Below are 13,145 nucleotides of genomic sequence, written 5' to 3'. Positions count from 1 at the left end.
TAATCGCCAAATAATTAATGGCTAAATCATCCGACAAAATTAACCAAATCGGTATGCAAATTGTCAAAAAAGCCGTGTAAAATCCTAACACCTTATCAAAAGCGCTAAAAATTTAAAAAATGGAAATTCGTATGTGTTGTACTCATGTATCAAAAAATCGTCAATCGGGTTTTACCTTAATTGAAGTCATGGTGGTGATTGTCATTTTGGCAATTTTGGCCGGTCTTGTGGTACCCAAAGTGGTGGGTCAAAGTGACAAAGCCCGCGTCAAAACCACCGAAACGGCATTATCCACCACCTCAAATGCCATTGATATGTTTAAAGTGGACAATGGTCGCTATCCCACCACCCAAGAAGGCTTAGAAGCCTTAAATAAACCACCACAAGGCGCCAAAAACTGGCCAGAGGGCGGGTATATTAAAGGCGGTTTCCCGAAAGATGGCTGGGATAATGACCTACAATACGTTATCCCAGGTACCGAAGGCAGAACCTATGATTTGTTCTCATTGGGCGCTGATGGCAAAGAAGGCGGCGAAGGTCAAGACGCAGACATTTTTGCTAAGTTATAAGTTTAGTGTTTTCACTGGGTTAACGAAATCAGAGTCAGGCACTCTGATTTTTTTTGCTAGGTTTTTGGACAGGGATTAGCTAAAATTAGTCGTCATAGTATAATTACGTGGCTGAAAACGTATAAATCTGAAACGTATAAATTTAAAACCTATGAATTTGAAACGTATGAGAAGTTATCTTTGAAAAATCTACCCCCTATGCCCACGCCCTTATCTTGTTTTCGAACCGTGAGTCGTCATGTCTTTTTGCTTGGCATGCTACTGGCTGTCACTAGCCTTACCATGCCAAGCGCGCAAGCGATTAGTTTAAGCGACGTTTTTGGCGGTAATGACAATCCCAGCTTGCCCGCCAAAGACAAGCCGCTACCGGTGCATGAGGCTTTTAAAGTCTATACTGAGCAAAAAGGGCAAGTGGTGACCATTCATGTGGATGTCAAAGCAGGCTATTATGCGTATCGGGATAAATTAACCTTACAATTGCCTGACGGGGTAACAGCAACGCCGCTACAATTTAGTGCAGTACCGACCTATGTGGATGACCCGGATTTTGGTCGGGTGCCTGTGTTTGAACACCCCTTTACTGCCACAACCACGTTGAGCGCGGATAAAGCAATCACCTCACAACCTGCTACGGTCAAATGGCAGGGCTGTGCCAAAGTAGGACTTTGCTATCCCCCTGAAAAGACCAAATTTGTCATTACCCAATTGCCAGCCGCCAATAAAACTGCAGCAAAAAAATCAGACACAATGACGTCAAAAACGGCGCAAGCAAAAGTCACCAATACTGTGGCGACGACCAATGATGCCGCACCGATAACGACTCAGCAATCTGCTAGCTTGACCCCTGCTAAAACCGTCGATGAGGCAACTAGCACACCGTCTGCCAAACAAGCGATTTCCAGTGGCAGTGCCACAACGGGGCAGCAAATCGCATCAACCGCAATGACCGATGTCTTAACCACAGCGCAGTTAACCGCATCCGACCCTGTCGTATCTATGGCATCGTCTCAACCTGCCCAAACAACTGTCATGACTGAACCCACGGCTTCATCGGCGGCGGTTGCAACGAGTTTGACAGCTAGCGCTAGCAATCAAGATATTTTTGGATTGACCAAGCATAGCGGTGTTGCGTTATTGCTGTTGTTTTTAGCGGGATTGGGGTTGGCTTTTACCCCTTGTGTGTTACCTATGCTGCCGATTGTAGCCAATATCGTTGCGCGTCAACATCGTCCATCTGCCAAAAAAGGGTTATTACTCACGGGCAGTTATGGTTTGGGTGTTGCCACCAGTTATGGCATTTTGGGCGCAGTGGTTGCGTTATTCGGGCAATCTTTGGGTATACTAAACTGGCTACAAAACCCTGTCATTTTGCTAATTTTTGCAGGGTTATTTATCCTGCTTGGACTGTACATGTTGGATGTCATTCGCTGGCAACTGCCGCATGCGCTTCGTGTTAAGTTCCAAAAAATCAGCCAAATTGGGGAAAATCGACTCGGTAGCTTAAGTGGCAGTTACTTGACAGGCTTGTTTTCTGCGCTGGTTGTCTCCCCTTGCGTGTCGGCACCCCTTGCAGGCGCGTTGGCAGGCGTGGCAGCACTGGGTGATCCTGTGATGGGTTTTGCCGCATTGTTTTTGTTGGGGCTTGGGCTATCCACACCGCTCATTTTACTGGGCGCCACCCAAGGTAATTTTATGCCAAAAGCAGGCGAGTGGATGAACTGGGTCAAAACCAGTTTTGGTTTGCTGTTATTTGGCGTCGCTTTATTGATGATAGAGCGTATATGGCTATCAAGCTGGATGCTGATGCTATGGGCGCTGTGGTTTGCTGTGATTGGCTTATGGCTGTGGCGCTGGCAGGGCAAAAAAGGTCAATTACTCACTCAAGCACTAGCATTGCTAGCATGGATTTGGTCAGCGTGTCTTGTGATAGGCACTGCCTCAGGTAGTCAAGATAGTTGGCAGCCGCTTAACAAGCTTGTGAATACTTCAGGGCAATCGGCATTCACGGCAACAAAGACCACCCAAACGATTACAATCACTAAACTGTCAGAGCTTGAACCCTTGCTTACGCAATATCCAAAGCTAGTCGTCGATGTCACCGCAGAGTGGTGCATTGAATGTCGTATCATGGATAGAACACTTTTTGCCAACCCCCCGCAAAGTTTAGCCAGCTGGCAAGTTGTCAAACTTGATGTGACTGACAATACGCCGGATAGCCAAGCAATCTATAAAAAATTAGCCGTGTTCGGTCCGCCTGTATTGTTGTATTACCAAAACGGTCAACTGGTAGCAAGACAAAATGGTGAGGTCAAACGCCCTGATTTTGAGCAAGTCTTGTCCCAATTAAATTAAGTCTAAACTCAGTTAAAGAAAACTCAGTTCAAGAAAACAACTCAGTTAAAGAAAACTTAGTCAAATGATTCATTGACCCATCCAACCATAAAGGCTAAATAAAAATTGAACTATCACTTAGCAAAGTCTATAGCTATCCCCTTAACTTTGGGGGTGCTGATTTTTGTCACTGGGTGTTCCCATGCAGGCAATGCCGACCAACAGCCAAGCCAAAATCAAAGCGGAAATAGCCAGTTAGCAAGCCCAAATTCACCGTTGGCTGGCTCAAATTCCAATCAACAGACGGCTAAAAATTCAGCAAGTTATACTGACAAAAAACGTCAGGTAACAACTCTTCAATGCAACAATGCCGCCATTAATCAAGCTTATCAAGCCAAAAATCCCAGCGTTAAACGACAGGTATTAGGGTGTGGTACGGTGATTAAAGTGCTAAAAGACGATAATGAGGGTAGCCGCCATCAAAAATTTTTGGTCAAAATTGATAACTACCCAAACATCACGGTGTTAATTGCCCATAATATTGATTTGGCACCGCGCATCGAGGGCATTCAAGCCAAAAATCCCATTCGTTTTTATGGTGAATATATTTATAACGACAAAGGTGGCGTTGTACATTGGACACACCGTGACCCCGCTAGCCGTCATCAAGATGGTTGGCTTGAGTATAAAGGCCAGCAGTATCAATAGAATTACCAATACCAGCACCAATAGAAATACCAATAATTGACAAGCCAATTGTTGATTAAAACTTTACTTTACTGTTAAAAATTATTATGCATTTGTTAACTATTTGTCATCAATTTTTGCTATCATGAACGATATTTTTGTAAGAAGGTCAACCTATGTCACAACTTACGCTTTACCGTACCTCTTTATCGCTTGCTATACTAGCCACACTAACAGTTACAGCAACTACGCATGCAAAAACTTCAACAAAATCCTCAACAAGAGCTTCAGCAAAAACTTCGCTAAAAACGACCGTTATCCCCGTTGACCAACAAATGCTGCTAACCTGTTCAAAAATCACTGACAATGTCGCGCGGTTGGCTTGTTTTGACAAGATAAGCGTTGGTAAAATCGAACCTGAAGCCAAGGCGCCCCTTGATATTGCCAAAACCTTGGAAGTGAGTATTAAAGAAGGTAAAGCGGTGCCAGTGTTAGCCGTGAATCAAACGACAACCGTCACGACCCCCACTAAAAATGAGCAAAAAAAACTGGATCATTTGGTACCCAACAAGCAAGACAAAACCATCTTAAAACAAGTGGGAGTGACTGCAACAGATGTTGAAAAATATACGCCACTGAGTGTGTTATATGACTTGGATAAAAATGATCCCAAAGGGATACTGACGATACGTCCACATTTGCCTATGTATGTCATGCCGCTTTGGTACAACGCGACGCCAAACTATGACATCCATTCACCCACCCAAGATCATGTTCGCGCATCGAAAGATTATTTGCAGCACTTAGATAGCAAGCTGCAAATTTCAATGAAAACCAAGCTTGCCCAAGATGTGTTTGATACCAATGCCGATGTGTGGCTTGGCTATACCCAGCAGTCTTATTGGCAAGTGTACAATGGTAAAAGTTCAAGACCTTTTCGCAGCTCAGATTACCAGCCAGAGATATTTTTGACACAGCCTATCAAGGGTAATCTGCCTGGGAATGGGTCATTAAGACTGTTGGGCGCGGGGCTAGTGCATGAATCAAATGGACAGTCAGACCCGTTATCCCGTTCTTGGAATCGTATCTATGCGATGGCAGGGACGGAGTGGGGCAAACTCACTGTGATTCCAAGACTGTGGCTAATCGCAAATGAAAACAGTAAAGACTCGGATAACCCAGATATCGGGGACTACATGGGCTATGGCGATGTGCGTTGGTTGTATCCGCTCAATGACCAAAGCACAGTGGGTGGTGTGATGCGTTATAATCCAAGCACCAATAAAGGCGCTATACAGGTGGATTATGCTTATCCATTGACAGGCGGTATGAAAGCGATTTTACAAGTATTCCATGGCTATGGTGAAAACATCCAAGACTATAATCATAAGAGCACCAATGTCGGTATTGGTATCATGTTCAATGATTTTAAAGGGCTTTAACTGCGTTTATGGCAATCGTAGCCCCCTTGCCTTGGTGGCGATTGCCCTTTGCCATGGCGTTGGTGTATCAAGCGAAAGTTCATCACCGTTGCCAATTATGTGGCATCAATGATTGCGCTGCAGCAGGCTTTGATAACTTAGCACCGCGTCACCATGAGCATTGGTTCAATCGACAGCAATTTCTTTGTCAGCCATGCCATAGCCAGTTTGCATGGTCCGCGTCATGCTTTAATTTGCAACTAAAGCAAACGTCACTGCGTGGCGTAGCCAGCGGCTACTATCAATATCCCCTCAATCAAATCATGCTTGGGTACAAAAATGGGCAGCAGTTACATCATCTGCCCGTTTTGGTTCAAGCTATCAGACAACTGCATATACCCAAAGGTTGTCATTCAAAAAACTCTTTAATCGTTAAAGTGCCAACAAGTTTACAGCGCATTAGGCAACGCGGCTTCGATCCGCTTGCCATTTTAACCGCTTATCTAAGCTTTCACTGGCAAATCCCTGTTTTTACGGGTGTGCAGCGAATTGACCGACCTCACCAGCAGGGTCTAAGCCGAGAAGAGCGTTTAGATAATATCAAAGATGCGTTTTCCCTAACAGATATGCCCCCTAGCAAAAATTTGATTTTGTTTGATGATGTGGTGACCACAGGCGCCACCCTGTCTGAATTGGCTAATCTACTCACAAATTATTACCCATCTGCCCATATCCATGCGTATTCAATCTTGCATGGTAAAGTTTTGCATTAGGTCCTGCTTGTCACTGTTTTGCGACCAAAATTGCATCGCTCTATCGTTAAAGCTCGCAGATAAAGGCGGGCTACCAGTGGGTTTTTGGAAAGATTCTTTAAAATACTAAGCTAAAAGTGATTTGATAATACGTGAGCGCCCTTTCATCCTAATTCACTTAGCAACAATAAGTGGGTAAGGTAAACTATCGGTAATAAGCTTGAGGTATGAAAATTAACAAAAATACTGAGATAATAGGTATGTTTTTTGCTTTAATGTTAGAATTGTTTGTGCTAGTAAACATGGTATGATAGGTCGTTTATCAAGGGGTATGGGTGGGTATCGTGATGAAAGTTTTTAACAGACAATATCATCGTAACCAAAATCATGACCAAGGTTTTACGCTGATTGAGCTTGTCATCACCATTGCGATTATGGCTATTATTGCCGCGATGGCAGCGCCTAGTATGCAGCGACAGATACAACAAGCGAAAACACGAGAGGCTGCCAGTGTCTTTGTAAATGCTCTTAAAGAAGCACGCTCACAAGCACTAATAACCCAAAGCAATACTATTGTAACCCTTGATACTGCAGCAAAGCGCATTACCCTGACTAGTGGTGCTGTCAATGCTAGTAATAGCACGTCTAAGACGTATCAAATTGACAATAGCGTCAATATTTCCCAGATATCTGATGCACCTAATATAATCACTTTTGCTGCTAATAAAGGCGTTTATCAAGGCACAGATACAGAGAGTACAGAACGTAAGAAGATAACCTTAGGAATGGGGTATGGGGTTTGTTTTAATAAAGGACTGCTAAAATCAATTGTCAAAGTAGATGGTAATGGTAGTATCTCGACAGAAGAAACAGCCGTCAATGGGAGTTGTTCATGAATTCACAACAAGGCATTGGCTTAATAGAAGTGCTGGTCGCGTTGATGTTGTTAGCAATCGCGGTGCTTGGATTTACTGCGATGCAGATGACCGCAGTCAAAGCCACCGATGAGAGTTTGATGCGTACCCGAGCCTTAACTGTCATGCGGGGTGGCGCAGAAATGATGCGAGCGAATCCTAATGGTATTACAGCATTTAAAAAGGCACTTAACGGTAATCCAACAGAAAGTAATATTACCACCGCCAGTTGTATGACCAATAGTTCAACTGCACCAATAGCTTGCACTGTTGATCAATTGGCTACTAAAGACGCTTTAACCATCAAGCAATACGCCACAGACAATGAACTAAAAATTTCAATAGACACTTGCCCTGGCACAGGGACAACTACTAACACAGTGACATCAGTAACCACGACCCTATCAGGGCAAGAGCGACAATGTTTTGTGGCAAGTTGGGGTAATACCAATGCAGCTTTAGGCGCAGGCACGAATGATTGTGCCGATGCCAATGGTGTGTATAAAGCAGGTGCTCAGTGTTTTATCATGGAGGCGTACTGATGGCACGATATCACCAACATACCCATGGTTTTACCTTAATTGAGCTGATGATTTCATTAGTGTTGGGATTATTGATATCGGCGGCTGTTATACAAATCTACTTGACCAATGTGCAATCGACCACGGTTCAAAAAAGTGGCAGTGAGCTACAAGAAGCCAGCATTTTTGGTTTGCAGCAGTTAGAAGCCCATCTAAGACTGGCTAACCTTGGTAATACTGAGACTAAAATTACTGATACTACCCCCAATGGCGGTATTGTATTGTCATGGGATAATCTGGGTTTACCGAGCACAAGTTCAACGACAAGTGCAATGTTTCTTCCTTATTTAACTCATACTGCAGGCGATAAGAAATGGGAGAGTAATTCTAATACAGATATTAATAGTGACCAATTAACTATCCAATTTACTAACACCACAGGACAAACGATGTTTGACTGTGAAAGTGCCGAGGTTGCGAATAAACAGCGAGTGATTGAACGCTATTTTTTACGTTCAGTGACAGGCGATAACAGTACAGGAGCTGTCAAAAATTTGGCGTTAGTTTGTGATGCGGGTAGGATTGAGGGCACGGCGGTGACAGGTTTAAGTGCTGATTATCGGACTGGTGGTAGCGAGTTTATCATGGGGGTGGATCAATTTAAAATACTACTTGGTGTACAAGATGCGAACAATCAGATGATGTATTTACCCAGTAGCACGTATACGAGTCTAAGTGGCACACATCCACCGATTATTGCCGTCAAAATTGGCTTAATCGTTCATGGTAGTACGCCCATTATCGGTAGCAATGAAATAACAAGTTTTACCTTATTGGGGCAGTCCCAAAACCTAAAAAGTGACACAACTCGTAAAAAATTGGTACGCAGAACCTATGAGTCTACCACGCTATTACGCAATGCACGTGTGGTGGCGGTGTCTTCTTCATAATTTGATTGGCAGACTAAGCGTATGATAAACAACCGTAAAAAACCGCTTGGCTTAGCCCACTCCAAGACGATGATAGGGGTTTCTTACCGCCATCAGCAAGGAGCGGCTCTGATTGTGGTGTTATTATTTTTGGTGCTAATTATGTTGGCAGGTGTGATGGCAGTCCGCCGTAGTAGTACTGATTTAAAGACAGCAACCGCCGACCAAATCAACACACTTTTATTACAATCTTCTGACAGTGCCAACCAAAAGTTAGAAAATATGGTAAACGGTAGCCCGGCCTCTCAGGAGTATAAAGATGTCATGAGCGTGTCAGGGGTATTCGGGCATTTTTTACTCAACCCCGACAATCAAGGTAACGAGTTTATTTACTGTTATAACCCCCGTACCAAAAAATACCTTACTAGTAACGCTACCGTTTTGACAGCCAACAAGGAGGATAAATGGAGTAGTCTTAATAATGGTATCTGTGATTATAACAGCCCAGCGGGATACACCAGTGCCCGCCAAACCGTGATGACGCAGATGAGCGTGTCTGTACCGCCATCGTTAGGTGAGCAAGAAGTGTTTTCTTATGTGGTGATTGGCAAAGAGATAGAGAATCGTTCAAGTAAAAAGTTCAATTTTAATCTTCGGGCGACGTCGGTATTACCTGTATTTAATGCACCAAAAGATGACAATACTAGTTGTCTTAGCAAATCGAGCGTTCCGATAACCACGAATGGAGTCACATCTACCCCATTAATTGATTGTTTGCATAAGGCCAGTACGCCAACTAAGATGTTATTTGAGCAGGTAGAGGTACAAAATGATTCGTCTTCCATCAAGTGTGTGGATTTTGGGAAAGGGTCGGGTCAATTAACTTGTCAGCTCTCTTGATATGTTAGTCAATAATGCGGTAAAGGTTTGGCTTGTATGTCGTTATACTGGCGTGTTAAAAAAGCGATAGAAAAAGGATTGATGATATGAAATTTACACCCCATTGTTCATCTTATCAGCAAAAGCTGTTGCCACGTATGCGGTATTTGGTGGCGGCAGTAGTATCATTGATGATAATGCCGCCATCACAGTCTAATGCTGCCCAAAATAATATTGGCGACTTAGAGATTTATAAGGCGGCTGAAGGTGGTAAAGTTACTATCACGATGATGCTTGATACCTCGGGGAGTATGACCCAAACACAAGCAGGAAGTAATGCTTGTGATTTGAATGGGGTGGCTAATACCACAACCAATTATAGCAGCACTTATGATACTTCTGCAACGACGCCAAGTTATCGACGTTACTATTGTATAGGTAGGGACAATAGGAAATATTATGATAGACTTACTCGGCTAAAAGATGCGATTTTTGCTTTGATGGATAGCACTGCGTTAGACTCAAATAAAGTAGCGATTGGCATTGGTCAATTCTCATCCCAAAGTGATAGTAATAATACGACTAAAACCGCAGATGGTACTAGTGGTAAAATTGTTGTACCTGCAAAATTACTTGATAATGCCCAACGTCTAGAGATTAAGACAGCAGTGGCTAATATGTTTGGTGGAAATGGTACGCCAGCCGCCAATGCCTATGCTGAGGTGGGGGCCTACATGTTGGGAGAAACCACGGATGATGGTATAAATAGGTATGAAAACTATTATGTGAGAAACTCCAATGGTAACTATCAGTATTGTATTAATTGGAGTGGAACAAGTTGTGTTACTTGGTCATCTTATTATAGTGGTTCAAATTTTAGGGCGTCAGACTGGTCTACATTGAGTTCAAGAGATTACTATGGTAATTATTATTCAGGTTACCGACTAGATCGAGGCTTTAATAAATCTATTAGTACTTCAAAAACTAATAATAAGTATCAATCACCCCTAAGTAGCACTACTTCCCAATGTGATGGGCAAGGCATCTACTTTTTGACCGATGGTGAGCCCAATAGTTCCTATAATCCTCGAACTTTAATGAGAGCCGCATTAGGGAGCAGTGGAGCAGCCTTTAATGTACCTACTGCGGGTAACGGCACATTACCTAATGGTTCACAGGATGGTCATGGAATGCCAGAGGTAGGAGCATTTGCCCAAGCATTACGTACGACTACTAGTAATCCAAAGGGTTTAAATATTAAGACAGCTGTCGTAGGCTTTGGCTCTGATTTTGATCTCTCAAAATATACCAATATCCAACGTATATTAAACGTACCAGTTTTGTCACAAAACACGGCGTTGCCTGTTAGCCCTGCAATCTATCAAGATAAACAGGATACGTATTTTAACTGTAGTTTAATTACCGATCCTGATGCCAAAAATGCTTGTAACTGGGGTGCAAAATCACATCCGCTCTTACCAGGCGTTGGCGGTTATGGCGAAGGCGGTTTTTATTCGGCACAATCTACGGATGATGTCATTAATAGTATTGTGAAGTTCGTTAGCGACTTAAATCAAGAAATTCCCGCCGCACCATCAGGCACGATTACCATACCCGATGACCCCTACCGTGTCGATAGCCAACTTGCTGTTGCCTATTATCCCATGGTAGAAGCCAAAGTATCTGAAGCTAAAGTTATTTGGCCAGGTAACGTCAAAAAATACAATCTCAATGCTGGCACACTAAACGGTAAATCTAACCAACCACTATTCACTGGCGTCAGCGGCGACCTAAACCCCAGCACCCAAGACCTATGGAGTGATAGAGACTACCCCAACGCAAACAATGCCGTCACTTCAGGCGGCTTCTATGCTCAGCTTAAAACCCCAAATACAGGGATAAGCTCAGTACGCACACTCTATATCGAAGATTTGACATCGACAGGTGCAACCACCACTAAGCTACGAAAATTTGCGGTCAATACGAACGGTAAACTTACCTTAGATGGCAATCCTATAACCGATAGTAATACCTTTAATGACACCAGTACTTACACCACCAATACTGTCACAAAGCTCCTTAACTTCTTGGGATTTAATAATATCAGTGTCGCCACTACAGGTACAGATGTGGCAAAGCTAAGCGGTATTACCCTGACACCTGCCAATGCTACAACACCAATCAAGGTGGTGGGTGCAACTATCCATTCCGCACCGAACGCTGTATCTTATTCTGCTACCTTAGATGATGATGGACGGGTAACTGACAGCAGAGATGATTATGTACTGTTTGGCTCAATGGATGGGGCAGTGCATTTGGTCAATTCCGATAATTATGGTAGCGGTAGTGGTGGACAAGAAAAATTTGCCGTGATATTACGCAAAATGATGAGCAGTCAGCCCGATGCATTAGTGAAAGACGCCACGCAAACTGCCATTGGGGCACCAAAAGCGGGCGTAGACGCACCGTGGTTGGTAACTGCCGACTACAAATACGACTTCCCTAGTAAAAGAGTCAATATCGATACGTCAGGATCGGGTACTACTCAAAAAGGTGTCTTTGCCTATGGCGGGCTACGGATGGGCGGTGAGGGGTTCTATGGACTTAATCTGAGTAATTATGATAGTCCTACCATGCTTTTTTCGATTGATGCAAGTACCTCAGGCTTTGATCGTATGGGACAAATATGGTCAAAACCCACCAAAGCCAAAATCAAAACCAGTGCCACCGATACCGGCACCGATGTGCTTATCTTTGGCGGTGGCTATGATACCTGCTATGAAGATGAAAACTACCAAGTGGGTACGATTACCTCTACTTTAACCAACCAACGTGGTAGCAGCTGTAACCGTACCACGAACCGAGAAGCATTGGGCAATGCTGTTTATATCATAAATGCCAAAACGGGTGCGCTTATTTGGTCAGCTACCAAAACAGCCAACAGTAAAGGCACGTCTAATACCACCAATAACAACCTAAATAACAGCATCGTAGGCGGCATTACCGTCCTTGACCGCAACAACGATGGCTATATGGATGGTATCTATTTTGCGGATTTGGGTGGGCAAGTGTTCCGTGCAGATTTTACCAATGCAGGTGATAATACTTATAACAAATCAACAACAGACAATAAATATACCCCAGCAGTACAAACCAGCTTTAGCAACCAGCGTGTTACCCGTATCTTGCAACCACGATACGCCATTGCCAATACGTTGGGGGCGATTACCACCAATGCCGATGCCAAATATAACTTACGCTTCTATGAACGACCTGTGGTCAGCTTCTTCCGTGATGATAATAGTAAATTATTTGCCATGGTCAACGTCATCTCAGGTGACCGCAGTTCACCCCTATCAAAAATACGCCCCATTGATAAGGCAGATAGACTCTACGGCATCATCGATAACGATGTTACCAAAGCCAATAGTATCTTTTTTGCCAATGACTTTACCACGACCAATGCCAACAAACAAACCGTGGTGGATCTAGCGGATACAGATCTGGTCAATGTACCCACCGCCCTCGGCACGATGCCCACAGCGGGCTATTCACTTGAGACCAAAAACGGCGTTATCAATACGCTCAAAAATAACAGCAAAAAAGGCTGGTACTACCCGCTGACCCGCTTTGATGGTTATGCCAATGTATTGTATAACAAAGGCGTAGGCAAGTCAGAAGTCATCAATAGTATGTTATATACCACGGTATATAACCCCGATATGTCATATGGAGAGGCAAACCCTTGCTCGGCTCAAATTGTGGGTGGGTCAGAACGTGAGCTTTACTGTTTGCCTTACGGTGTCTGTATGGACGATACATCTACCACGGGAACAGGCGGCTTTTTGCAGGCGGGGCAAGGTATTCAGGAGTTGACTTTGGGACCTTATAGCAGTAGTAAAACAAATATCCGATTATTGATTGGTAATACCTCTCTGACGCAACGCTCGACCTTGGATAGTCGCTTTAGCTATGGTATAGATAATAGAAAAGACACAAGTTTGCTCAAAACCCGACAAGTCGCTGGTGGCAATACATCAATCACTCAGATAGGCGGCGATGGCTCGGCAGCAGAATACCTCTATAGAGAACGCTATACCTTATATCCCAAAACTTGGTACGAAGTATTTAATTAATGGATA

At 43.6% G+C, this 13,145-nt stretch carries 10 protein-coding genes; all 10 read left to right on the top strand.

Annotated features, from left to right (window positions below; genetic code table 11):
* Window positions 1-131 precede the first annotated feature (131 nt).
* The 10 genes from gspG (at window position 132) to H9W84_RS08030 (ending at window position 13,139) form a co-directional block, all read left to right on the top strand.
* Complete coding sequence (gene gspG / locus H9W84_RS08075) at window positions 132-569, top strand: type II secretion system major pseudopilin GspG (RefSeq protein ID WP_420846653.1); 438 nt, start codon at window positions 132-134, stop codon at window positions 567-569.
* 180 nt (window positions 570-749) lie between these two features.
* On the top strand, window positions 750-2,921 hold the full coding sequence (locus H9W84_RS08070) for a cytochrome c biogenesis protein CcdA (RefSeq protein ID WP_239742916.1): 2,172 nt from the start codon (window positions 750-752) through the stop codon (window positions 2,919-2,921).
* Window positions 2,922-3,026: 105 nt separating this feature from the next.
* Entirely contained in the window at window positions 3,027-3,608 is a 582-nt protein-coding gene (locus tag H9W84_RS08065) for a DUF3465 domain-containing protein (RefSeq protein WP_239742914.1), read from the top strand.
* 155 nt (window positions 3,609-3,763) lie between these two features.
* Complete coding sequence (locus tag H9W84_RS08060; RefSeq protein WP_239742912.1) at window positions 3,764-5,029, top strand: phospholipase A; 1,266 nt, start codon at window positions 3,764-3,766, stop codon at window positions 5,027-5,029.
* An 8-nt stretch (window positions 5,030-5,037) separates the two neighbouring features.
* Entirely contained in the window at window positions 5,038-5,781 is a 744-nt protein-coding gene (locus H9W84_RS08055; protein WP_239742909.1) for a ComF family protein, read from the top strand.
* Between the two features lie 326 nt (window positions 5,782-6,107).
* A complete protein-coding gene (locus H9W84_RS08050; protein ID WP_239742907.1) occupies window positions 6,108-6,656 on the top strand; it encodes a pilus assembly FimT family protein in 549 nt (182 codons plus the stop codon).
* Window positions 6,653-7,216: a type IV pilus modification protein PilV gene (gene pilV, locus H9W84_RS08045; protein WP_239742905.1), complete on the top strand. Its 564-nt coding sequence runs from the start codon at window positions 6,653-6,655 to the stop codon at window positions 7,214-7,216. The genes H9W84_RS08050 and pilV overlap by 4 nt, the downstream gene beginning before the upstream one ends.
* Window positions 7,216-8,145, top strand: coding sequence for a PilW family protein (locus tag H9W84_RS08040; RefSeq protein ID WP_239742903.1), 930 nt, complete (start codon window positions 7,216-7,218; stop codon window positions 8,143-8,145). Before pilV ends, H9W84_RS08040 begins: the two co-directional genes overlap by 1 nt.
* A gap of 21 nt (window positions 8,146-8,166) precedes the next feature.
* Window positions 8,167-9,024, top strand: coding sequence for a pilus assembly protein PilX (locus H9W84_RS08035; protein WP_239742901.1), 858 nt, complete (start codon window positions 8,167-8,169; stop codon window positions 9,022-9,024).
* An 86-nt stretch (window positions 9,025-9,110) separates the two neighbouring features.
* Window positions 9,111-13,139: a pilus assembly protein gene (locus tag H9W84_RS08030; RefSeq protein ID WP_239742899.1), complete on the top strand. Its 4,029-nt coding sequence runs from the start codon at window positions 9,111-9,113 to the stop codon at window positions 13,137-13,139.
* Window positions 13,140-13,145: the final 6 nt, after the last annotated feature.

The sequence above is a fragment of the Moraxella tetraodonis genome, from assembly GCF_022359095.1.
In the GTDB taxonomy this organism is placed as follows: Bacteria; Pseudomonadota; Gammaproteobacteria; order Pseudomonadales; family Moraxellaceae; genus Faucicola; species Faucicola tetraodonis.
This window is presented reverse-complemented; position numbering and strand designations above follow the sequence as displayed.

Bases quoted from the DNA above. Each gene is read 5' to 3' on its own strand.
- gspG (WP_420846653.1), top strand. From the start codon at position 132: ATGTGTTGTACTCATGTATCAAAAAATCGTCAATCGGGTTTTACCTTA.
- H9W84_RS08060 (WP_239742912.1), top strand. From the start codon at position 3,764: ATGTCACAACTTACGCTTTACCGTACCTCTTTATCGCTTGCTATACTA.
- H9W84_RS08055 (WP_239742909.1), top strand. From the start codon at position 5,038: ATGGCAATCGTAGCCCCCTTGCCTTGGTGGCGATTGCCCTTTGCCATG.
- H9W84_RS08050 (WP_239742907.1), top strand. From the start codon at position 6,108: ATGAAAGTTTTTAACAGACAATATCATCGTAACCAAAATCATGACCAA.
- pilV (WP_239742905.1), top strand. From the start codon at position 6,653: ATGAATTCACAACAAGGCATTGGCTTAATAGAAGTGCTGGTCGCGTTG.
- H9W84_RS08040 (WP_239742903.1), top strand. From the start codon at position 7,216: ATGGCACGATATCACCAACATACCCATGGTTTTACCTTAATTGAGCTG.
- H9W84_RS08035 (WP_239742901.1), top strand. From the start codon at position 8,167: ATGATAAACAACCGTAAAAAACCGCTTGGCTTAGCCCACTCCAAGACG.
- H9W84_RS08030 (WP_239742899.1), top strand. From the start codon at position 9,111: ATGAAATTTACACCCCATTGTTCATCTTATCAGCAAAAGCTGTTGCCA.